Genomic DNA, 22,267 nt, shown 5'->3' on the forward strand with positions numbered 1-22,267 from the left:
GTGATGTCTCCTTTCGTCGACATGACAAAGCCATTAAAAAACCAACTCCATCTTAATATCACAGCGTTTATAAGGGCAGTTAGTTTCTACAGGAATTTCAATAAAACCATATTTTCTATAAATGTAAATTGCATTCTCTAGTTTTCGACTAGAATAAATTTCAAGCTTTGGTATTTGGTTTGCATTGGCAAAGTCAATGCAGTGTTGCATGAGTTGTTGCCCAATTTTAAATCCGCGGTGTTTTGGTGAAACAGCCATTTTTGTTAATTCAAAATCTTTGCTATTTTTTATTGGCATTAATGCAACTGTACCAACAATATCATCATTTAGTTTAGCGAAGAAGATATGTCCGCCTTTGTTTATAATATATGATTCAGGCTTTCTTAAAACCTCTTGATCATAAGGTTCTACATAGAAAAATGATTTTAGCCATTCAATATTTAGTTCGTAGAAATCTTTTGCATATTCATTTTTAAAAGAAATCACTTTAATATTTTCTTGCTTTTTTATTCTAACATTATTAATTATAGTTTCACTAAAACTTTTTGTATTTAATTTATTTTCAAGTGTATTTAAGTGCTCAATTAATGAAATTGAGTTTTCTAATGTATATTCTTTTAAAACAAGATCAATACTATCCCATACTGGTTTTAAAATATTTAAAGTTTGAATCCCTTTTTTGGATAGATATATTATTTTTTTACGCTTATCTAGCTTATCTGTTTTGTAAACAATTAAACTTTTGTCGTTTAATTTATTTAAAGATTGTGTGATGGCGGGTTGTGAGAATTGAAGGGAGTTTTGTATTTCAGAGTTTGTAACACCATTTTTATTGGCTATAATTTTAAACATTGGAAATAGGTAAGGGTCAAAATCTATATTAAAATGATTGTAAACGAGTTGAGTTTCCTTCATTAGATATTCACTAACCCTTTTTAATCTTGATCCCAAGCCTAACTCTCCAAAACCTTTTAATGCATCCATAATATTTGTATTTATATAAGTGCTTATGCAAATATATGAATTATATAAAAATCACAAAATAAATTTAAGCTTTAATAAAATCGGTAATTAAATAAGTAATCAATTTCCCAATTTGATTTTTTGTTTTCTTTGTTGGAGCTGCTTCACAAATATGTAAATAGCTAGCATTTTTATGTTTTGCAAAATAGTTTACAAAGCTTCGCGTTTTATTGATGCTAAACCCGCTGGGAGTCATAGCGCTACTAGGAATGTTTTCAATAGCATCACAATCTATTTCTATACCAAAAGGTTTCTCATCAATATGCTTTAAAGCACGTTTCATTTCTGCTTTAAATTTTAATTCTTTTTTAATTTCAATAGCTTCAAATGTATTGTATTTAATAAACTTGAATTTTTTCAAGGATTTAAGTAATGTATCAGCAGTATAGTTTTCATGTAAACCAAACATAAAGTATTTTTCTAAAAATCCTTCCGCGTAAGCGTAACTAAAACCATTGCCACTATGGCGACCTTCTTCTTGTCTAAAATCGGAATGGGCATCAAAATTAATAACATTTATAGGTTTGCCTATAGCTAAAGATGTGCCTTTAATGTTTCCGTAAGCATTGTTATGACCACCACCAATGATAATAGGTTTTTTACCAGCTAGAACAATTTGATTGATAACATGAGACACATATGTATCAATTTCTGCAACTAGTTTTCTAGCTTTTTCAATATCCTTTTTTTTAGATTGATCTAGTATTGATATTTTAGATAGCTCAGCTGTAAAATCTAAATGCCCTAATATAAGAACCTTATTGGCTTTAGTAAACTGGTTACTTTGAATATTTAATAAAACTTTAAGAGTCGCTTCCCAAGTCTTTGATGTTCCTGTTTTTCCATAGTTTGCAAAAACGCCAATATCCTCAGGTAAACCAATAATTACATGCGTAAGATCCAAATTATTAAGTTTTTCGTATATATTTGAAATGCCGGTTAACATTTTTACATGTTCACCAAATTTGGATTCACCAGAGCGTTTGTTTAATAGTTTATCTCGAGTGGTATTATTAAATAAAACAAGTTTATCCATAAGAGTAAATAAATTTTAAGAATAAAAATACGTCATTATTTATTTATAGCATTATAAAAAAACAAGTATTAAAGGATTAAATAACGTTAGAATTAAAAACAAGTAATTATGGAAAACAACACAAGTGGTAAAGGACTTAAAATAGCTTTGGGAATAGCTTTAGTTTTATTTTTAGGAACAGCATTTTATACAATGAATTTGTATAAGAAAAGTAATGATACTGAAAAACAGTTAACAGAGGAAAAAGAATTAGTAATGAAAGATTTAAACGTTATGGCTAAGCAATATGATGAAGCTATTAACGAGAATACAGTTGCTAATGCTAATTTGGTTGAAGCAAGAGAACGTATTCAGGGATTGATAGATTCTTTAAAAATTTCTGAAACTAATGTTAAAAGTTTATGGAGATACAAACAAAAATATGCATCACTTCAAAAAGAAATGGATGTGTTGTTAGCTCAAAATGATTCGTTAAGAATTGAGAATTCACATTTAGCTACGTCTTTAGATAGTACACGTGTGCGTTTAGAAGAACGTAATATATTTACAGATTCTTTATTGGTACAAAATACAGCTTTAGCTGAAGTTGTTGAAAATGCCTCATTATTAACAACTGTAGGTTTAAAAGGATTTGGAGTTATAGAAAGAACTTCTGGTAAATTAATTCCTACTGAAAGAGCAAGTCGTTCAGATAAAATTAGAGTTTGTTTTACTGTGGCTAAAAATGTTTTAGTACAAGAAGGAGAACAAGAATTATATGTTCAAGTAATAGACCCTAAAAACAACACATTAGGGTTGAATGAACAAGTACAGTTTGAAGAAAAAACTTTAAATTACAGTATTATTAGTAAGTTTAATTACGAAAAAGCAAGCCTTAATATCTGTGAATTTGTAGCATCTAAAGGAAAAGATAACTTTGAAAAAGGACGTTATATAGTTAATGTATTTAATGAAAAATATTTAGTTTCAACTTCTGAATTTACTTTGAAGTAGAAAAAGAATAGCATTTAATCTTAAGGTCTCAAGTTAAAAGCTTGAGACTTTTTTTATGTAATACTTAGTTAATATAATGCATTAGGCATTGATACAGTGAGAGGGCCATCATCTGTTCCTGTAATTCATGTTGTTTAAGTTTCTGCTGAAAATATCATATAAAAAACATAAAAGCAGTTACATTATAAGGAACTAGATACACAATGGAGAAGGACTTTTTAATAAATTTTTTTCTGTTTTTGGTATATAAGCTATTATTTTAGAATTATAGGATAGAGAAGAAATATATAGGATTATTTATACAGAATTATCAAAAGGTATTCTTAGTGTTACATCTAAACAAGTTTATTTGCTAATAATAGAAAAATTAATAAAAAATGGGGTAGAAGATGTTATTTTAGGATGTACAGAAATACCTTTAATAAAAAAGCAAGAATATGTTTCTGTTATAGTTTTAATAGAACAACAATTAGTGCAACAAAATCATTTAACCTGTCTATAAGCCAATAAATAGAATGCGAATAAATTTTGATTATCTAAATTCTATTTCAAAGATTTCTGAAGAAACTTTTGAAGACCTAAAAAATATTTCTGAATTTAAAAGAATTCCTGCAGGAACCAAATTAATAAAGTTAGATGAAATGACATCTAAAATTTATATGCTTGTCTCAGGAGTTGTTAGATGTTATATATCTACAGAGTCTGGAAAAGAGTTTAATAAAAGTTTTTATATGCCAATAAGTTTTGTTGGAGCATTAACAGCTTTGAGAGAAAAGAAGCCTTCATCTTTTACTTTTGAAACATTAACAGATTGTAAGGTTTATGAAGTTGATTATTATAAGTTAATGAAATTGTGTGAAAACAATTTGGTGCTTAAAGATATGCATAATAGTATTTTAGCTATGTTGTATGCTAAATATGAAAAGCGATTAGTAGAGTTAATATCAATGGATGCGACTAAGCGCTATTTAGAATTAAGAAAGCAAAATCCAAAGATAGACGATTTAATTTCTCAGTATCATATTGCATCATATTTGGGTATTACTGCAGTACAATTAAGTAGAATTAGAAAAAAAATAGGAGTTATTAACATTTGTTAATAACTGATAACTTGTTAAATTATATATTTGACGTGATTTCCTTTTTAATATAAATACAAAGGATTGATAGCTAACCAACCCAAAAAAACAGGTAAATTACTTACCTGTTTTTTTATAGGCTGTATTTAAGGACGTTTATTTTAAACTTCCAACCATATCTTCAGGTTTTACCCAAGCATCATAATCTTCAGCAGTAACGTAACCTAAACGTACAGCTTCTTCTTTTAATGTTGTTCCGTTTTTATGAGCTGTATTTGCAATTTCAGCAGCTTTATAATATCCTATTTTAGTATTTAAAGCCGTAACAAGCATTAATGAGTTGTTTAATAGTTTTGTTATAACTTCTTGATTTGGTTCAATACCAATAGCACAATGTTCTTCAAAGCTCACACAAGCATTTCCAATTAACTCGGCAGATTGTAAAACGTTGGCAGCCATAACAGGTTTAAATACATTTAACTCGTAATGACCTTGCAAACCTCCAACAGAAACAGCTACGTCATTACCTAAAACCTGTGCACAAACCATAGTTAGGGCTTCACATTGTGTTGGATTAACTTTTCCTGGCATTATAGAACTTCCTGGTTCGTTTGCAGGAATAATAATTTCACCAATACCACTTCTTGGTCCAGATGCCATCATTCTAATATCATTTGCTATTTTATTTAAAGAAACAGCTAGTTGTTTTAAAGCACCATGTGTTTCTACCAGTGCGTCATGAGCTGCAAGAGCTTCAAATTTATTAGGAGCAGTAACAAATGGTAAACCTGTAAATTCAGCAATATATTCAGCAACACGTTTGCTATAGCCTTTAGGTGTATTTAAACCAGTACCAACAGCAGTTCCTCCTAAAGCTAATTCGCTTAAATGAGATAATGTATTTTCTAGAGCTTTTAAACCGTGATCTAATTGCGCTACATAACCAGAAATTTCCTGACCAAGTGTTAAAGGCGTTGCATCCATTAAATGCGTACGTCCAATTTTTACAACATTTTTAAAATCTTCAGACTTTTTCTTTAAGGTATCACGTAATTGTTTTACACCAGGAATAGTTACTTCTACTATTTTTTTGTAAGCAGCAATGTGCATACCAGTAGGGAAGGTGTCATTAGATGATTGCGATTTATTTACATCATCGTTTGGTTGAATGGCTTTTTCGCCTTCACCAATAACTTTTCCAGCTAATTGTTGCGCTCTATTAGCAACAACTTCATTCACATTCATATTACTTTGTGTTCCAGAACCAGTTTGCCAAATAACTAAAGGAAATTGATCATCATGTTTTCCTTCTAGTATTTCATCACATACAGATGCTATTAAATCACGCTTTTCAATTGGTAAAACGCCTAATTCACAATTAGTATATGCAGCTGCTTTTTTTAAATAAGCAAAGCCATAAATTATTTCAAGAGGCATAGACGCTGAAGGTCCTATTTTAAAGTTGTTTCTAGAGCGTTCTGTTTGTGCTCCCCAAAGTTTATCGGCAGGTACTTTTACCTCGCCCATGGTATCTTTTTCTATTCTAAAACTCATCTTAATAATGATTAAATTTAAAGATGTAAAGTTAATTGTTTTATGCTTTCTATTGGTATGATATGTATCAGTTTTTATAAGTTTTTTTTAATAAACGGATATGATTTAAAACTCTGTTAATAAAATTTGATTTGATATTGTATAACAAATACCTTTACATTATATTTGCATTAGATTTTAAAAGACACTTATATTTATGTTTGATTTTGACCAATATTTAGGATTTTTAGCATTTTTAACCATACTAACAATAGGATTTTGGCTAATGATATTTTTGTTAACTTTTGTGATACCTTATTGGATTGGAGGATCTTTAATTGAAAGGTTAAAAGAAATTAGAGACGAAAAGAAAGCTAAGCGTCAAGCTTAAAATATATTTTGATATAAAAAAAAGGGAAACTATATTAATAGCTTCCCTTTTTTTATCTTGTTTATAATTACATTTCTACATCACCACCGCCACCATAATTACCTTGACGCTCAAGTTTTTTCTTTTGGTTAAACCTATAAGTCATTGATAGGTTGTAGGTTCTTCCTCCTCTAAATCGAACTTCTCTATCTGTAATAAAAGTTTCTGTTTCTACAGTTCCTTTCATAATTCTACTATTAAATAAATCATTTACATTAAAGGCTATAGATGCTTTTTCTTTAAATAAGTCTTTACTAAAAGCAACATTCGTAGAAAACATACCTTTTCTAATATTTTGAGCATCCTCCCGAGGGCCTCTATATCTCATATTTGTTTGCCAATCAATATTTCCTGGAAGAGTGTACTTGTTATTCAAGCGTACAGACCATGTTAAGTTTTCAGAATCGAAATTTGTCCCTTCATAATCTCCTTCAATTTTAGAATTGTAAAGGTTGAAATCTGTATTTATTCGCCATTTTCTAGAAGGAGTATAACTTAAATTAAACTCAAAACCATAACGATCTTCATTAGCAATATTAGAAGGGCCTCTTTCAATTACAGGAACGTCTTGTCCATCTATATTAGCCACATCACCAGTATCATTACTTACAAATCTTATGATATTAATGGAATGTTGAAAATATAAGGAAGAGCTAAGAATGAATTTTCCCATTCTATTTAAATACCCTAAATCAATCTTTCCTGCGTAAGTGGGGTCTAATCCAGGGTTTCCTTGAAATATGTTAGTTAAGCTCGTTCTTGATGGAAAAGGGTTTAAAAAGAAAGACCTTGGTCTGCTTAACCTTCTATTATATCCTAAAGTTATATTTTCATTTTCACTAAACTCGTAACTTAAATTTACTGTTGGGAACAAGCCTGTATAATCTCTTTTTTCGAAATCACCACTTGTTGGTTGGTCTAATGTAATTTGTGTATTCTCCATTCTTAGACCAAGCAAATAGGAAAACTTGTTAATTTTACTGCCATATTGAAAATATGCAGCATTAATATAATTTCTAAAATTGAATAAATTAGAAAGATTGTTGTCTATTTCGAATTGATTCGTACCAGTATTAAGCAGTTCTACTTGATAGTCTGTTTTTTTCTCTGAAAAGTCACCTCTATAGCCAATTTCTATTTGACTGTTTTCTCCAAGCGGTAATATGTAATCTGATCTTAGCAATATTTTAGATTCCTCTTGTTCTGTTGATAGTATATCGGTGTCAAAACCGTCAACATTAATTAATGAGAATTCGTCTTGCTTTGTATCTTCATATTGAAAATCGAAAGTTAATAAATGTCCACTAGTCTTGAAGTTTTTTGTATAGTTAAAAGAATATTGTAATGTTTTATTGTCTTGTTCTTCAGGGTCTAACCTTAAACTTTGTCCCAATAAATTATTATCACTATCTAGTTGGATTAAGTTATTTGTAGCATCACTACCATTATTTCCATCACTATAAACAAATGAAGTAGTAATGGAAGAAGAGTCGTTTATATACCATTCTATCCCAAAGTTATTGGTAAGGCCTTTTCTAGTGTTAATCCAATTACGTTTTTCATCAAATATATTACCGGTACTTTTGTATGTTGTGTAGGAATACCAATTTCCAATGGACTCTCTATGATTATAAGATGACGTATTGAAAATATTAACATTACCAGTTCTGTAGTTTATATTACCAGAAATCCCAGCTGAGTTTGGATCACCAACATTAACTGTTATGGCTCCATTCATACCTAATAATTTACTACGGCGTAGAATAATGTTTAGTATGCCTGCTGTTCCTTCTGCCTCATAACGAGCGGAAGGAGAGGTAATAACTTCAACTTTTTCAATAGCCTCAGCTGGTAATTGCCTTAATGCATCTGATGAGTTAAGTCCGACTAAACCAGAAGGTTTTCCGTTAATAAGGATTCTAACATTGTCATTTCCTCTTAGTGCTATATTACCTTCGGCATCAACAGATACAGAGGGTACATTGTCTAATACATCACTAACATTTCCGCCTCTCACGGTTAAGTCTTTACCAACATTATATATTTTTTTGTCTAGCCTGACTTCAACAGTAGTTTTTTCTGCAATAATTTCAACTTCATCTAAAGATTCTAAATCTAATTCTAATGAGAATGTACCTAAGTTTGAAGAACCAGTAATTTTTTTATTTGGAATGGTAATTTTATTAAAACCTATGTATTCTATCGAAATATCATAAACACCTTCTTCAATAGGAATATTAAAAACACCATTCGCGTCTGTAATGCCACCAGTAATAATTTTGTTTTCTTTTTTACTAAAAAAAGCAACAGTAGCATACTCTAAAGGCTGTTTTGTTTCTTTATCTATAACTTTTCCTGAAACTTTAACTTCTATTTCAATAGTTGTTTTAAATTCAGGTTTAATAGTGCTTTTTGTGTATGCATTACCATTTAGTAATAGTGAGAAAAAAAGTAAAGTACTTAAGATAAGTTTGGTCATGTTAGGTTTTACACAGTTAGACAACAAAAATACCTTAAGGTTTAAAGCGTAAAGGTTAAAGCTTTGTTAAAAAGAAAGATGTAAAAAAGCTTTATATAATATCTAAAATTAATTCTGTAGGTCTACCAATTACAGCTTTATCTCCATTAATAACTATTGGACGCTCAATAAGTTTAGGGTGTTTAACCATAACCTCAATAATTTCAGAATCGGATAACGATTTTCCTTTAAAGTCACTTTTCCAAATAGCTTCATTTTTTCTTACTAAATCAATTGGGTTAATGTTTAAAAGAGTGATAATTTCTGTTAAAGCTTCCGCTGAAAGGTTATCATCTAAATATTTAACAATCTCAAAAGGTTTACCCGATTTAGTTAGTATTTCTAAGCCTTGTCTAGACTTTGAACAACGTGGATTATGATATATTTTTGTCATTATGTATAGATATTATAAGTTTTTAATGCTTTTTGAAGCTGTTCTGGGTTTTTAAAATGAATACCCTTAATTTTAAGGGCATTGGCAGCTTCAATGTTTCTTAAATTATCATCAATAAAAATAGTTTTTTCAGGATTTATATTGAATCTATTAAGTGTAATTTCATAAATTTCTTTGAAGGGTTTTCTTGTTTTTTCATCACCTGAAACCACAATACCGTCAAACCAAGTTAAAAACTCAAAATGTTTTTTAGCAATAGGAAAGGTTTCGTTACTCCAATTTGTTAGTGCAACTACTTTAAAATTATTAGATTTTATTAGTGCGTCTAAAATCTTAACGGTTCCGCTAATGTCTCCTCCAAGCATTTGTTCCCATTGTCCGTAATACATTTCAATGTACTTTTTGTATTCAGGAAATTGTTTAACTAAATCGGCTGTTGCTTTTTTTATAGGATAGCCAGCATCTTGATTTTCGTTCCAATTCATGGTACAAATAGTGTCTAGAAACCATTGCATTTTTTCTCTATCTCCATTAAAGGCATTTAGAAAAACATATTCAGGATTCCAATCGATTAAAACACCTCCCAAATCAAAAATAATAGTGTCTATTTTACTCATAATGTATTTGGGTCTTCTTGTTTTTGTCCCATCATCATTAAGTACGCCTTTAAAAAGTCATCTATTTGTCCGTCCATAACTCCGTCAACATTGCTGGTTTCATGAGCTGTTCTAACATCTTTCACTAATTTATAAGGTTGCATCACGTAGTTTCGTATTTGACTTCCCCATTCAATTTTCATTTTACCAGCTTCAATATCTTCACGCTGTGACAATTGTTTTTGTAGTTCTATTTCATACAATTGAGATTTAAGCATTTGCATAGCTCTAGATCTATTATCATGTTGTGAACGGGTTTCTGAACACTGAATTTGGATACCAGTAGGTTTATGAAGAAGTTGTACTTTGGTTTCAACTTTGTTTACATTTTGCCCTCCTGCACCACTAGAACGTGCGGTTGTAATTTCAATGTCAGCAGGGTTTATGTCTATTTCTATGGTATCATCAACTAATGGGTACACATACACCGAAGCAAAGCTAGTATGACGTTTTGCGTTACTATCAAAAGGAGAAATACGCACCAAACGATGCACACCATTTTCACCTTTTAACCAACCAAAAGCAAAATCGCCTTCAATTTCTAAAGTCACTGTTTTTATACCAGCAACGTCGCCTTCTTGAAAGTTAAGTTCTTTAACTTTAAATCCGCTTTTTTCGGCATACATTAAATACATACGCATTAACATACTTGCCCAATCGCAACTTTCGGTACCACCAGCACCAGCTGTTATTTGTAATACTGCACTTAAACTATCACCTTCTTCAGAAAGCATGTTTTTAAACTCGATATCTTCAAGAAGGGTTGTAAGATTGTTGTAGTGTTCTTCAACTTCTTCAGTAGTATATTCACCTTCTTTATAAAATTCATAAAGAAGCTCTAATTCTTCTAATTGTACTTTGGCTTTATTGTAATCTTCTACCCATTTTTTTTTAACCCGAAGCGATTTCATTATAATTTCTGCAGCTTTAGAGTCGTTCCAGAAATTAGGGTCGAAGGTTTGCTCTTCTTCGTTTTGTATTTCTATAAGTTTGGTGTCTACGTCAAAGGTAGTGCCTAATTGCGTTAAGGCGGGGATTAAGATCTTTAATTTGATCGGAGGTTATCATGGTAATATTTTATTTTTCAACAAAAATAGAGTTTATTAAATAAAGTTTTAGTTATTAAATTTGTTTTATTTGCAGTTAAAAGTTAATAATTCCTTCTCATAATGAATTATTTTTTTTTTAAAATAATTTTCTCATATTTAAAATTAATCTTTTTAAGAAAGACTACTTATAATGAACAATGGAAAACATAATTTCTCTGTTTTAGTACCAAAAGGACACACAAATTTATTAGCTTTTATTGTTAATTGTTTGTCTCAGATTAAAAATGTTGAAATATATGTAATTTCAAATAACAAAAAAGAAGATGTAAGATGGTCTAGTAAAATTAAAAATTTTTCTTTTTACCCAAACACCCTCGATGACAAAGAGTGGGTTGAAAATTTAAATAATGAACTTGAAAAATTTAAAATTGATCTAATACTTCCGATAGATGAATACGGGATATCTACTTTGATAAAACACCGTAATTTATTGAATCAAAGTGATAAGCTAGTTTTATTACCCGAATTAGATACTTTTCATTTGGCAAATAATAAAGGTCTTTTATCAAAACATTTAGATTTATTTAAAATACCAGCACCAATAAGTGTGATGTATAATGAAAATGAAATTTGCCACCAATCTACTATCGAATTTCCTATATTAATGAAACCTTTAGAAGGTTTTGGAGGAGGTAATGGCATTAGCTTATTTCATGATGAAGCCTCTATGAAAAGTTTTTTTTCATTTAATAAAATCGATTACCCTTATTTAATTCAAAATTATATAAACGGCTATGATATAGACTGTAGTGTATTGTGTCATTGTGGTAAGATTTTAGTATATACAATACAAAAAGGAACTTTAGCAGGAAACAGTGAGTTTGCGCCAAATATTGGATTAGATTTTTTATATGAGGAAGTGTTGTATAATGTTGTCGAAAAATTAATAAAGTCTCTTAATTGGTCTGGTGTAGCACACATAGATATGCGTTATGATGAAGGTGATGGTAAGTTTAAAGTTATTGAAATAAATCCAAGATATTGGGAAACAACAGAGGCTTCAGAAATTGCAGGTATTAATTTCCCATATTTGCATTGTTTAGCAAGTTTAAATCAAAGTTTTGAAATACCAAATTATAAACATGTAAAGTATTTGAATTTAATAGGTTTGAGTAAAACAATAAGAGCTAATTTACTGTTTCTATTCAGATTTAAATTTATTTTTAATAATACACCAATAAAATTTTATTTAAAAGACCCATTTCCTTTTCTTTATATTATGTTTTATAAATTTAAGAGTCTATTTAGAGGTTAATTAGTATTTTATTAGTTTCCGTATAAAGCATGTATTTAAATTATTTAAATGAAAAATGTATCAAGTAAATTATCCGTTTTAATACCCGAAACAGATTCTAATTTTTTACCCTTTTTAGTTAATTGTTTGTTTGAAGTAAAGGGAATTAATATATATATTATTTCAAATAAAAAGGATTCAGAAATTAGTCGTTCTAAAAAAATTAAAAATTACTGTTATTATTCAAAAGCTCTAGATGAAATAGAATTTGTGACAAATATTAATAATGAACTTAAAAAGTTCGAAATTGACGTTATAATGCCTATTTGTGAGTTTGGTATTGAAACATTGATTAAGAAGAAAGATGAAATATTATATAAAGATAAGTTGGTTTTTTTACCATCGTTAGAAGCTTTTTATAAAGCAAATGATAAAGGGGTGTTAGCAGAGCACTTAATAAAGAACCATTTACCAACTCCAAAAAGTTTTTTGATTAAATCGGGAGGTGATTTTCTGAACTATTCAGATGTTAAATTCCCTGTGTTAGCTAAACCAACATTAGGATCAGGTGGAGGTGATGGAATAAAAAAGTTTTTTAGCAATGAAGAACTTGAATCTTTTTTTGTTGGAAAAAAATTTAAATACGATCATTTAGTAGAAGAATATATTGATGGATTTGATTTAGGATGTAATGTTTTATGTAAGAATGGTAAATTACTTGCTTATACCATGCAAAAAGGAACATTATGGTCTGACAGACCATTTTCTCCACAAATAGGATTAGAGTTTTTTTATAATCAAGAATTATATAATATTATTGAAAAACTTATGATGTCTCTTGCATGGAATGGCGTTGCAAATATTGATATACGATTTGATAATGATACTAAGCAGTTTTTAGTATTAGAAATTAACCCAAGATTTTGGCAAACAACTGAAGCTTCTGAAATTGCTGGGGTGAATTTTCCATATTTATATTGTCTTTCAACTATGAATGTAGATTTTGAAGTGCCAAATTATAAGCACACTAAGTTTTTAACTTTGATAGGAATAAAACCAACAATCAAAAGAAATTTTTTATTTATTTTAAATTTTAAATTTTTATTAAATAATACCCCTTTGAAATATTATAAGAAAGATCCTTTGCCAATACTTTCTATTATTTATTCTAAGTTTAAAAGTATATTAAATATTTAGTTTGTTATTAAAATATTAGAAATTTTAGATAATTAGTTCTAGAATATGGCAGTATTAAATTTATTATTCCCGTATATTAAAATCTTTAAAAAAATATAGTGTAAGAAAATCAACTGCCAGAAATAAAAAAATATAAATACTATTTAAAATAATTTTATAAAACATTTAATAAACAAGTAAATGATTATTGACCTAAGAAGCGATACAGTAACAAAACCAACAAAAGAAATGGTGGGTGCGATGATGCAAGCCAATGTTGGAGACGATGTGTTTAGAGAAGACCCAACGGTTAATAAGTTAGAAGCTAGAGTTGCAGAAATGTTTGGAAAAGATCAAGCGTTGTTTTTTCCAAGTGGAACTATGGCAAATCAAACTGCTTTAAAGCTTCATACAAATCCAGGGGATCAGGTTATTTGCGATAAATATGCTCATATTTATAATTACGAATCTGGTGGAGCCTCTTTTAATAGTGGTGTTTCTTGTAAATTAATTGAAGGCAATAAAGGCATGTTTACAGCAAAACATGTTAAAGAAGCTATAAACCCGGATGTTTATTATTATAGTAAAACAAGTCTAGTAGAAATTGAAAACACAACTAATAAAGGTGGTGGTGCTTGTTGGGATTTTAATGAAATAAAAAAGACTAAAAAAGTTTGTGATGAAAACAATTTAGGATTTCATTTAGATGGCGCTCGTTTATGGAATGCTTTAGTTGAAAAAAATGAAACAACAGAACAATATGGTACAGTTTTCGACACGATTTCAGTATGTTTAAGTAAAGGGTTAGGTTGTCCAATAGGTTCTGTTTTAGTGGGTAATTCTGAAATTATGCAAAATGCCATCAGAATCCGAAAAATATTTGGTGGCAATATGAGGCAAGTAGGGTATTTAGCTGCTGCCGGACTTTATGCTTTAGATAATAATATTGAAAGATTAAAAGAAGACCATCAAAGGGCCAAAGAAATAGGCGAGGAATTAAGTAAATTAACAATGGTGAAAACCGTTGAATCTATTGAAACAAATATTGTGATTTTTGAATTGAATGATGATATTGAAGAAAAATATTTTATTCAAAAACTAGCCGATAAAAACATTCATATTATAGGTGTGGGAGGCGGTAAATTGCGCATGGTAACACATTTAGATTACACAAATGTGATGCATAATCAATTATTAAAAACGCTTCAATATTTATAACCTTAAATAATTTTACTTAAATAAATCCATTCCAGGAATATTTGGCATACCATCTTTAGCAGCTGCAGCAAGTTCTGCTTCATTTATTTTGGTTGCTTTTTCAATGGCTTTATTAATTGTTAAAATAAGATAATCTTCAAGTTGTTCTTTATCTTCTAGTAATTCATCATCAATATCAATAGATTTAATAGTTCTATTGGCTGTAAGTGTAATCTTAAGTTTATTGTCATTACTAGCTTCATCAATTAAAACACTATTTAATCGTTTTTTAGTGTCTTCAACTTTCTTTTGGGCTTCTTTTAGTTTGCCCATCATACCCATCATATCTCCAAACATATCTTTTAGATTTTAATTAATATGTGCAAATTTATTGTAAATAATATGAAAAATGAAAAACCTTACCATTGTTTTGTCGTTAAGTTCTATTTTTGCCGTTTCCTGTAAAAAAAGAAAGTAAAATGAATAGTGATATAACTACTATAAAAACTCCTGTAGCTAAAAAAATAGCTAAAAAATTAGAAAAACATAATGATATAAGGGTTGATAATTATTATTGGTTGAATGATAGAGAGAATCCTGAAGTTATTGAGTATTTAAATGCCGAAAACAATTACACCAAAGATGTAATGAAGCATACGGAGTCTTTTCAAAAGGATTTGTTTGAAGAGATGAAAGGTAGGATTAAGGAAGATGATAGTTCAGTTCCTTATAAATTAAACGGTTATTGGTATTTAACGCGTTATGAAAAAGGAAAAGATTATCCCGTTTATATTCGTAAGGAAGAAACATTAGATGCTCCTGAAGAAATTCTATTCGATTGTAACGCCATGGCTAAAGATCATGCTTATTTCAATTTAGGTGGTATTTCTATTAGTCCAGATAATAAATTAGCAGCATTTTCTATAGATGTTGTTAGTAGAAGGCAATATACGCTTCAAGTAAAAAACTTAATTACAGGTGAGATTTATGAAGATAAAGTTTTAAACACAACAGGTAGTGCTACTTGGGCAAACGATAATAAAACATTGTTTTATGCAATGAAAGATGAAGTAACCTTACGTTCTCATAAAATTTTTAAGCATAAGTTACATGCTTCTTCTAAAGAAGATATTGAAGTTTATTATGAATCAGATGAAACCTTTAACACCTTTGTTTATAAAACAAAATCTAAGAAATATATAGTTATTGGGTCATCAAGTACATTGTCTTCTGAATATCAAATTTTAAATGCTGATACGCCTGATGATAAATTTAAGCTGTTTCAGGAAAGAACAAAAGATTTAGAATATAATATAGCTCATTATAACGATAGCTTTTATATTATTACTAATAAAGATGGTGCTACTAATTTTAAGTTACTAAAAACAAAAGAGGAGACAACAGAAAAAGCCAATTGGCAAGAAGTTCTTCCGCATAGAAAAGACGTTTTATTAGAAGATATTGAGATTTTTAAAGACTATTTAGTTGTTAATGAACGTGAAAACGGACTTAATAAATTGCGCATTATAAGTTGGAATGGTAACGAAGATTACTATTTACCTTTTAATTCTGAAACCTATACAGCGTACTTAGGTAATAATCCAGATTTTAATAGTGAAGTTTTACGTTACGGATTTAACTCGTTAACATCACCAAGTTCTGTTATAGATTATAATTTCAAGACAAAAGCACGAGAAATAAAGAAAGAACAAGAAGTATTAGGTGGTACGTTTAATAAAGAAAATTACGAATCTAAACGTGTTTGGGCAACAGCTAGAGACGGTGTAAAAGTGCCAATATCTTTGGTTTATAAAAAAGGGATTAAGTTAGATGGTACAAATCCATTGTTACAATATGCTTATGGTTCTTATGGTTCTACTATAGATCCATCTTTTTCAACAGTACGTTTAAGCTTGTTAGATCGAGGTTTTATATATGCTATTACTCATATTAGAGGCGGAGAATATTTAGGTAGAGATTGGTATGAAAACGGAAAACTATTAACAAAAACAAACACGTTTACCGATTTTATAGATTGCTCAAAATTTTTAATAGATCAAAATTATACATCAAATAAACATTTATATGCTTACGGAGGATCGGCAGGCGGTTTACTTATGGGAGCAATTGTTAATATGAACGCTGAATTATATCATGGAATTTTAGCAGCGGTTCCTTTTGTCGATGTGGTTACAACCATGCTTGATGATGCCATTCCGTTAACAACAGGCGAGTATGATGAGTGGGGAAATCCTAACGAAATAACATATTATAATTATATGAAATCATATTCTCCATATGATAATGTTGAAGCTAAATTATACCCAAATATGCTTGTAACAACAGGTTTACATGATTCTCAAGTACAATATTGGGAGCCAGCAAAGTGGGTTGCGAAGCTTAGAGAGCTAAAAACAGATACAAATAAATTACTCCTTCATATTGATATGGATTCTGGTCATGGCGGGGCTTCAGGGCGTTTCGAAAGCCTTAAGGAAGTAGCCTTAGAATATGCTTTTTTGTTAGATTTAGAAGGAATTCATGGGTAATAAAAAAAAAAGTTTTATTTTTGTCAGGTTTTAGGTTACAAATAATTTTATTAATATTACTGTAGCTAACAAAAAGCATTTTATGGAAGGAAATCCAAAAGTAGTCAATAGTGTGTTAGATCTTATAGGTAATACACCCCTTATAAAATTAAATAATATAACTAAGAACTTAAAAGGTAATTACTTTAGTAAAGTAGAAGCTTTTAATCCTGGGCATTCTTGTAAAGACAGAATAGCTCTTTATATTATTGAACAAGCAGAAGAACAAGGGATTTTAAAACCTGGAGATACAATTATTGAAACAACCTCTGGTAATACTGGTTTTAGTTTAGCTATGGTAAGTATTATTAAAGGGTATAACTGTGTTTTAGCTGTAAGTTCTAAATCGTCTCCTGATAAAATTGATATGCTTAAAACAATGGGCGCAAAAGTTTATGTGTGTCCTGCTCATGTTAGTGCAGATGATCCTAGATCATACTATGAAGTTGCTAAAAGATTACATAGCGAAATGAAAGGATCGATATACATCAATCAATACTTTAATCAATTAAATGTTGATGCGTATTACAGATCTACAGGTCCGGAAATATGGAAACAAACAGAAGGTAAAATAACGCACCTTGTAGCATGTAGTGGTACTGGAGGAACTATTTCAGGGATAGCTAAATATTTAAAAGAGCAAAATCCAAATATTAAGGTTATAGGAGTAGACGCTTATGGTTCGGTACTTAAAAAATACCATGAAACAAGAGAGTTTGATAAAAAAGAAATTTACCCATATAGAATTGAAGGTTTAGGAAAAAACTTAATTCCTACAGCAACTAATTTCGATGTTATTGATGAGTTTATTAAGGTAACTGATGAAGAAAGTGCTCATACAGCAAGAGAATTAGCTAGAACAGAAGGTCTTTTTATGGGATATACATCTGGTGCAGCAATGCAAGCTATAAAACAATTAAATGAGCAAGGAGAGTTTGGTGAGGATGATAATATTGTTGTTATATTCCCAGATCACGGTTCTCGTTACATGAGTAAGGTTTATAGTGATAAATGGATGACAGAGCAAGGCTTTTTTGATAGTAAAAATGAAGTGTCAGAAAGTATACAATACGTAAAATAATACCTGTAAGTACTAGGTTTTCAATATGATAAAAAAAGAGGTGATGTTAAAATATTATCTCTTTTTTTAATTTATCAATAATTGAAGGCTAAAAATTATGTACAAACAATATAAATATTTAATTTTGCAAGAACTAACCAAGGACAAAAAGCTTTCATTAAACATGCTTAAACATTAAAAAAATGTTTTTGTTTTTCCTTAAAAAGCAATGACTCTTAGGTAGTTTATCTTAAATTTTAATAGCAATAAGATTATTATAATACATGAAGGATTTATTTGAAAAGATTTATAAAGATAAAGGGCCATTAGGAAAATGGGCGTCTCAAGCTGAAGGGTATTTTGTGTTTCCAAAGTTAGAAGGAGAAATTTCTAATAGAATGAAATTTCAAGGAAAAGATGTAATCACTTGGAGTATTAATGATTATTTAGGTTTAGCAAATCATCCTGAAGTACGTAAAGTTGATGCAGAGGCAGCAGCAGATTATGGATCTGCTTATCCTATGGGAGCAAGAATGATGTCTGGTCATACAGATTTACATGAAAAGCTTCAAGATGAATTAGCTTCTTTTGTGAGTAAAGAAGCTGCGTATCTTTTAAATTTTGGATACCAAGGTATGGTGTCAACTATTGATGCTTTGGTAGCTAAAGACGATATTATTGTGTATGATGTTGATGCACATGCATGTATTATTGATGGAGTGCGTTTACATATGGGTAAACGTTTTACTTATAAGCACAATGATGTTCAAAGTTTAGAGAAAAACTTAGAAAGAGCTACTAAAATGGCAGAACAAACAGGAGGAGGTGTTTTAGTTATTTCTGAAGGTGTGTTTGGTATGCGTGGAGAGCAAGGACGTTTAAAAGAAATCGTTGAGCTTAAGAAAAAGTTTAATTTCAGATTATTTGTTGACGATGCACATGGTTTCGGAACATTAGGAGCTACAGGAGCAGGAACAGGTGAAGAGCAAGGTGTTCAAGATGACATTGATGTGTATTTTGCAACATTTGCAAAATCTATGGCTGGTACAGGTGCTTTTATAGCTGCAGACCAAGAAATAATTGATTACTTAAAATATAATTTACGTTCTCAAATGTTTGCTAAATCATTGCAAATGCAATTAGTTGTTGGTGCTTTAAAGCGTTTAGATATGCTTCGAACAATGCCAGAGCTTAAAAATAAACTTTGGGAAAATGTTAATGCATTACAATCTGGTTTAAAAGAGCGTGGTTTTGATATTGGAACAACTCAAAGTTGTGTAACTCCTGTATACTTAAAAGGAAGTATTCCTGAAGCTATGGCCTTAGTTAGAGACTTACGTGAAAACTACGGAATATTCTGTTCTATAGTAGTTTATCCTGTAATACCTAAAGGGTTAATTTTACTAAGATTAATTCCTACCGCAACACATACATTAGAAGATGTAGCTGAAACTTTAGCAGCTTTTGAAGCTATTAGAGATAGATTAGAAAATGGAACTTATAAGCGTTTGTCTGCAGCTGTAATGGCGGCAATGGGTGAGTAGTTATATGTTATTTTATAAAAACTAAAAATCCGATTCTTTATAGAATCGGATTTTTTTTATGCAATATCTTTTCTGAATGTTTTTCTTCGTTTGTAAACAACAGGATCAAAATGTTTCCAAATTTGATGAATAGCATGATTGTCTTCTAGTTCAGGTGTTCTAAAACAGGTTTCTATGCTTTTTTCTTTAAATGTTTCGTAATATTCATTAAAAATAACAGCATGTACACCTTTGTTTTGGTAATCAGGGTGAATACCAATTAGGTAAAAAATTACATCTTTACTGTTTTTCTTTGCGCTTAGAATATGTCTGAAACCAAAAGGAAAAAGTTTACCGTTTATTTTTTTCAATGCTTTAGAAAAAGCTGGCATTACAATAGCGAAACCTACCATTTTATCATCTTTGTCAACTACAAATTTGATGTATTCTGGGTTGACAAAGCTTATAAATTTCTTTTTAAAATATGCTTTCTGTATATCGTTTATAGCTACAAATGAAGATAAAGAGGCATAACTTTCGTTAAATAAATCGAACATTTTGTCAACATAAGGCATAACTTCTTCTGTTTTTGTAAGTTTCAATGCTTTAAGCTGATAGCGTCTTTTTATTAGTTCTTGAGCTTTATAAAAGAATTCTGGTTTTACATTTTTAAAAGGAAATTTACTTTCAGAATAAGATTTTTCAATTTGAAAACCAGCAGCTTCGTAATGTTTTACATAGTAGGAGTAATTATACCAAGTAACCATAGGGGCAATGCTTTCAAACCCTTCGGTCATAACTCCAACTTTATCTAAGTTAGAAAAACCAACTGGGCCTTCCATGTATTCAAGGTTTTTGTCTTTTCCAATTTCAGCAACCTTATTTAATAGCGTTTTAGAGACTTCAAGGTCATCAATAAAATCAAACCATCCAAAACGCATTTTTTTTAGATTTTGACCATTAATTTCTAGCCAATTTGTAATGGCTGCAATTCTACCTACAATTTCATTGTCTTTATAAGCAAGAAATAATCTAGCTTCAGCGTCATTAAAAACAGGGTTTTCTTTTTTGTCGAAGGTTTTTATTTCCTGACTAATAATAGGAGGAACCCAATATTCTGAATCTTTATATAGTTTGAAAGGAAATTTAACAAATGCCTTTAAGTCTTTTTTTGTAAGTACTTCTTTTAGTATAATCATATTAAGTTTATGAATTTTGACTTTTAATTGTTGCCAAAATCGGTATCATCTCGTTTTTGTTTTTTTATAATTTCTCCACTACCGCTATTTTTTTTACTCTTTTTCTTCTTTTTATTACTATTATTGCGGTTAGATCTTCTTTTGCCTTCAGCTTCAGCAGATGTTCCATTGTCAATTTCTTTGTCTTTATGAAAGTCTAATCTATATGACATTCCGAAATTTACACCAAAAACAGAAGGTGTATCTTTAGTGTTAAATGTTAAAGCGGTGTCTAATTGGAAATCTTTCCCCCATAAATAAGCGCCTCCAAATCTAAAAAGGTTATCTGCATAAAAATCGCTTTTAATCCCTTGTGTTTCGCCAAAAATAACCCATTTAGGATTGAAAGAATGGGTTAGTGTTAAAATGTATTGAAAATCAGATTGATCTGTACCTATTCTATCTTTAATTAAATTCATAACAAATACCCAGCCTCCTGAAAAATTATTTTGGGTAGCAATCATTATTTTGGGACTAAAACCTTCTATTCCTGTAGCTGTATAAGGATTGTTTTTAGTGTCAAAATTAGCGCCTGCATAAACTGATATTGCGGGAATTAACTCATTCCATTTAAATCTATGGTTTGCTTTCCAACTATATAAATTTGGCTTGTCGTTTTCTGAGTTTTTATAAGGATCGTAAATTAAGTATTTAGCTCCAATGCTTAAAAATTTAAAATTTGCTCGTTTGTCTTCGGTTAACAAATTTTGATTAAATGTTTTTTTGTCATTTTGGAAAGTGCCTTCAATATTTAATTCTAATTCTTCCCACAATAAACCATAACGAGCAGCAAAATCTAATCCAACTCCAGATACTTCATAAGGTATTGCAGGAGTTCTTTTTTCTTTTATCATATATGGACCTACTTCAAGTTGAGCAACATTGGTTCCAACAGAAAAAGCGCTTCTTGAAACACCTGGTCTATTAGAATTTATAACGTCTGTATACTGACTAAAAACCTGTGTTGTAATTAAGCTAAGTAATATGAGCAGGGTAGATTTAATTGGGGTCATATTTAAAAATTTAGATGTATCTATAAATAGATCGATTTTGTATTTTTATTAGTAGGGTTCTTAATGGGTTCTCAAATATAGATATTTTATACTTTTTTTATCATTTTTCAATGTTTTTTAAACGTATAGAATTGTATTTTTGTTTTAAAATTAAAATAAAAGTTTTATTTATGGGTTTATTAAGGACCATACTTATAATTGTAGTAATCTATTATCTTATAAAGGTGTTTTCACGAATTTTTGCACCTTTTATGTTAAAATATGCTGCAAAAAAAGCAGAAGAGCGTTTTGGGGGGCAATTTAATAATCAGAGTCAGCAGCAAGAAACATCTAAAAAAGAAGGGGAGATTACTATTGATAAAATGCCAAACATCAAAACTTCTAATAAGGATGTTGGTGATTATGTAGATTTTGAAGAGGTAGAATAGGAGTGTGTTATGTTTTAGCGAAAGCGGAAAACATCTTAT

21 protein-coding genes are annotated in these 22,267 nt (G+C 29.8%); 11 read left to right on the forward strand and 10 right to left on the reverse strand.

Annotated features, from left to right (window positions below; all coding sequences use genetic code 11):
* Positions 1-33: 33 nt before the first annotated feature.
* A complete protein-coding gene (locus tag ACH5TW_RS05355) occupies positions 34-984 on the reverse strand; it encodes a bifunctional helix-turn-helix transcriptional regulator/GNAT family N-acetyltransferase (protein ID WP_439335462.1) in 951 nt (316 codons plus the stop codon).
* A 64-nt stretch (positions 985-1,048) separates the two neighbouring features.
* Positions 1,049-2,059 carry a formimidoylglutamase gene (locus ACH5TW_RS05360; protein WP_439335463.1) on the reverse strand — a complete coding sequence of 337 codons (1,011 nt, stop codon included), beginning with the start codon at positions 2,057-2,059 and terminating at the stop codon, positions 1,049-1,051.
* 108 nt (positions 2,060-2,167) lie between these two features.
* Between ACH5TW_RS05360 and ACH5TW_RS05365 the strand changes: the two genes are divergently transcribed.
* The 3 genes from ACH5TW_RS05365 to ACH5TW_RS05375 all read left to right on the forward strand — a co-directional run bounded on the left by ACH5TW_RS05365 (position 2,168) and on the right by ACH5TW_RS05375 (position 4,152).
* Positions 2,168-3,052, forward strand: coding sequence for a DUF8428 domain-containing protein (locus ACH5TW_RS05365; RefSeq protein WP_439335464.1), 885 nt, complete (start codon positions 2,168-2,170; stop codon positions 3,050-3,052).
* A gap of 349 nt (positions 3,053-3,401) precedes the next feature.
* Positions 3,402-3,554 (forward strand): hypothetical protein, encoded by a 153-nt coding sequence (locus tag ACH5TW_RS05370; protein WP_439335465.1) that lies wholly within the window; start codon positions 3,402-3,404, stop codon positions 3,552-3,554.
* A 13-nt stretch (positions 3,555-3,567) separates the two neighbouring features.
* The gene (locus ACH5TW_RS05375; RefSeq protein ID WP_439335466.1) at positions 3,568-4,152 is read left to right on the forward strand and encodes a Crp/Fnr family transcriptional regulator; all 585 of its coding nucleotides are present in this window, start codon (positions 3,568-3,570) and stop codon (positions 4,150-4,152) included.
* Positions 4,153-4,287: 135 nt separating this feature from the next.
* Here ACH5TW_RS05375 and fumC read toward each other — a convergent pair whose 3' ends face one another.
* A complete protein-coding gene (gene fumC / locus ACH5TW_RS05380) occupies positions 4,288-5,685 on the reverse strand; it encodes a class II fumarate hydratase (protein ID WP_439335467.1) in 1,398 nt (465 codons plus the stop codon).
* Positions 5,686-5,881: 196 nt separating this feature from the next.
* Between fumC and ACH5TW_RS05385 the strand changes: the two genes are divergently transcribed.
* A complete protein-coding gene (locus tag ACH5TW_RS05385; protein WP_175473529.1) occupies positions 5,882-6,055 on the forward strand; it encodes a hypothetical protein in 174 nt (57 codons plus the stop codon).
* A 67-nt stretch (positions 6,056-6,122) separates the two neighbouring features.
* Here the strand turns inward: ACH5TW_RS05385 and ACH5TW_RS05390 are convergent, their stop codons facing one another.
* From ACH5TW_RS05390 to prfB, 4 genes are all read right to left on the reverse strand, one after another.
* Positions 6,123-8,573, reverse strand: a complete 2,451-nt coding sequence (locus ACH5TW_RS05390) for a TonB-dependent receptor (protein WP_439335468.1) — start codon at positions 8,571-8,573, stop codon at positions 6,123-6,125.
* Between the two features lie 91 nt (positions 8,574-8,664).
* Complete coding sequence (gene arsC, locus ACH5TW_RS05395; RefSeq protein WP_439335469.1) at positions 8,665-9,006, reverse strand: arsenate reductase (glutaredoxin); 342 nt, start codon at positions 9,004-9,006, stop codon at positions 8,665-8,667.
* A complete protein-coding gene (locus ACH5TW_RS05400) occupies positions 9,006-9,623 on the reverse strand; it encodes an HAD family hydrolase (protein WP_439335470.1) in 618 nt (205 codons plus the stop codon). Before ACH5TW_RS05400 ends, arsC begins: the two co-directional genes overlap by 1 nt.
* Positions 9,620-10,730, reverse strand: a protein-coding gene (prfB, locus tag ACH5TW_RS05405) for a peptide chain release factor 2 (RefSeq protein ID WP_439335471.1) whose coding sequence is annotated in 2 segments (ribosomal slippage) — positions 9,620-10,666 and positions 10,668-10,730 — 1,110 coding nt in all. Because the reading frame shifts where the segments join, the coding sequence is not laid out codon by codon here. Before prfB ends, ACH5TW_RS05400 begins: the two co-directional genes overlap by 4 nt.
* 171 nt (positions 10,731-10,901) lie before the next feature.
* Here prfB and ACH5TW_RS05410 point away from each other — a divergent pair.
* The 3 genes from ACH5TW_RS05410 (at position 10,902) to ACH5TW_RS05420 (ending at position 14,399) form a co-directional block, all read left to right on the forward strand.
* A complete protein-coding gene (locus ACH5TW_RS05410; RefSeq protein ID WP_439335472.1) occupies positions 10,902-12,026 on the forward strand; it encodes an ATP-grasp domain-containing protein in 1,125 nt (374 codons plus the stop codon).
* A gap of 48 nt (positions 12,027-12,074) precedes the next feature.
* Positions 12,075-13,202: an ATP-grasp domain-containing protein gene (locus tag ACH5TW_RS05415; RefSeq protein ID WP_439335473.1), complete on the forward strand. Its 1,128-nt coding sequence runs from the start codon at positions 12,075-12,077 to the stop codon at positions 13,200-13,202.
* 180 nt (positions 13,203-13,382) lie between these two features.
* On the forward strand, positions 13,383-14,399 hold the full coding sequence (locus tag ACH5TW_RS05420) for a threonine aldolase family protein (protein WP_439335474.1): 1,017 nt from the start codon (positions 13,383-13,385) through the stop codon (positions 14,397-14,399).
* 12 nt (positions 14,400-14,411) lie between these two features.
* Here ACH5TW_RS05420 and ACH5TW_RS05425 read toward each other — a convergent pair whose 3' ends face one another.
* Complete coding sequence (locus ACH5TW_RS05425) at positions 14,412-14,735, reverse strand: YbaB/EbfC family nucleoid-associated protein (RefSeq protein WP_439335475.1); 324 nt, start codon at positions 14,733-14,735, stop codon at positions 14,412-14,414.
* Between the two features lie 122 nt (positions 14,736-14,857).
* Here ACH5TW_RS05425 and ACH5TW_RS05430 point away from each other — a divergent pair, with 122 nt between their 5' ends.
* The 3 genes from ACH5TW_RS05430 (at position 14,858) to capB (ending at position 19,570) form a co-directional block, all read left to right on the forward strand.
* Positions 14,858-16,927 (forward strand): S9 family peptidase, encoded by a 2,070-nt coding sequence (locus ACH5TW_RS05430; RefSeq protein ID WP_439335476.1) that lies wholly within the window; start codon positions 14,858-14,860, stop codon positions 16,925-16,927.
* A gap of 82 nt (positions 16,928-17,009) precedes the next feature.
* Positions 17,010-18,047: a cysteate synthase gene (capA, locus tag ACH5TW_RS05435; protein WP_439335477.1), complete on the forward strand. Its 1,038-nt coding sequence runs from the start codon at positions 17,010-17,012 to the stop codon at positions 18,045-18,047.
* A 263-nt stretch (positions 18,048-18,310) separates the two neighbouring features.
* Complete coding sequence (capB, locus tag ACH5TW_RS05440; RefSeq protein ID WP_439335478.1) at positions 18,311-19,570, forward strand: cysteate-C-fatty acyltransferase; 1,260 nt, start codon at positions 18,311-18,313, stop codon at positions 19,568-19,570.
* Positions 19,571-19,626: 56 nt separating this feature from the next.
* On the opposite strand, the gene ACH5TW_RS05445 is transcribed toward capB, so the two are convergent.
* Positions 19,627-20,748 (reverse strand): GTP cyclohydrolase, encoded by a 1,122-nt coding sequence (locus tag ACH5TW_RS05445; protein WP_439335479.1) that lies wholly within the window; start codon positions 20,746-20,748, stop codon positions 19,627-19,629.
* Between the two features lie 23 nt (positions 20,749-20,771).
* Positions 20,772-21,800, reverse strand: coding sequence for a transporter (locus tag ACH5TW_RS05450; RefSeq protein ID WP_439335480.1), 1,029 nt, complete (start codon positions 21,798-21,800; stop codon positions 20,772-20,774).
* A 170-nt stretch (positions 21,801-21,970) separates the two neighbouring features.
* Here ACH5TW_RS05450 and ACH5TW_RS05455 point away from each other — a divergent pair, with 170 nt between their 5' ends.
* Positions 21,971-22,228, forward strand: a complete 258-nt coding sequence (locus tag ACH5TW_RS05455; RefSeq protein WP_439335481.1) for a DUF4834 family protein — start codon at positions 21,971-21,973, stop codon at positions 22,226-22,228.
* The last annotated feature ends 39 nt before the right edge of the window (positions 22,229-22,267 follow it).

Source organism: Thalassobellus sediminis, from assembly GCF_044386045.1.
Taxonomy (GTDB): Bacteria; Bacteroidota; Bacteroidia; order Flavobacteriales; family Flavobacteriaceae; genus Thalassobellus; species Thalassobellus sediminis.

Coding starts and splice junctions, on each gene's coding strand:
- ACH5TW_RS05430 (WP_439335476.1), top strand. CDS start 14,858: ATGAATAGTGATATAACTACTATAAAAACTCCTGTAGCTAAAAAAATA.
- ACH5TW_RS05420 (WP_439335474.1), top strand. CDS start 13,383: ATGATTATTGACCTAAGAAGCGATACAGTAACAAAACCAACAAAAGAA.
- fumC (WP_439335467.1), bottom strand. CDS start 5,685: ATGAGTTTTAGAATAGAAAAAGATACCATGGGCGAGGTAAAAGTACCT.
- capB (WP_439335478.1), top strand. CDS start 18,311: ATGAAGGATTTATTTGAAAAGATTTATAAAGATAAAGGGCCATTAGGA.
- capA (WP_439335477.1), top strand. CDS start 17,010: ATGGAAGGAAATCCAAAAGTAGTCAATAGTGTGTTAGATCTTATAGGT.
- ACH5TW_RS05400 (WP_439335470.1), bottom strand. CDS start 9,623: ATGAGTAAAATAGACACTATTATTTTTGATTTGGGAGGTGTTTTAATC.
- ACH5TW_RS05355 (WP_439335462.1), bottom strand. CDS start 984: ATGGATGCATTAAAAGGTTTTGGAGAGTTAGGCTTGGGATCAAGATTA.
- ACH5TW_RS05455 (WP_439335481.1), top strand. CDS start 21,971: ATGGGTTTATTAAGGACCATACTTATAATTGTAGTAATCTATTATCTT.
- ACH5TW_RS05375 (WP_439335466.1), top strand. CDS start 3,568: ATGCGAATAAATTTTGATTATCTAAATTCTATTTCAAAGATTTCTGAA.
- ACH5TW_RS05360 (WP_439335463.1), bottom strand. CDS start 2,059: ATGGATAAACTTGTTTTATTTAATAATACCACTCGAGATAAACTATTA.
- ACH5TW_RS05425 (WP_439335475.1), bottom strand. CDS start 14,735: ATGTTTGGAGATATGATGGGTATGATGGGCAAACTAAAAGAAGCCCAA.
- ACH5TW_RS05415 (WP_439335473.1), top strand. CDS start 12,075: ATGAAAAATGTATCAAGTAAATTATCCGTTTTAATACCCGAAACAGAT.
- ACH5TW_RS05410 (WP_439335472.1), top strand. CDS start 10,902: ATGAACAATGGAAAACATAATTTCTCTGTTTTAGTACCAAAAGGACAC.
- ACH5TW_RS05450 (WP_439335480.1), bottom strand. CDS start 21,800: ATGACCCCAATTAAATCTACCCTGCTCATATTACTTAGCTTAATTACA.
- ACH5TW_RS05445 (WP_439335479.1), bottom strand. CDS start 20,748: ATGATTATACTAAAAGAAGTACTTACAAAAAAAGACTTAAAGGCATTT.
- arsC (WP_439335469.1), bottom strand. CDS start 9,006: ATGACAAAAATATATCATAATCCACGTTGTTCAAAGTCTAGACAAGGC.
- ACH5TW_RS05365 (WP_439335464.1), top strand. CDS start 2,168: ATGGAAAACAACACAAGTGGTAAAGGACTTAAAATAGCTTTGGGAATA.
- ACH5TW_RS05385 (WP_175473529.1), top strand. CDS start 5,882: ATGTTTGATTTTGACCAATATTTAGGATTTTTAGCATTTTTAACCATA.
- ACH5TW_RS05390 (WP_439335468.1), bottom strand. CDS start 8,573: ATGACCAAACTTATCTTAAGTACTTTACTTTTTTTCTCACTATTACTA.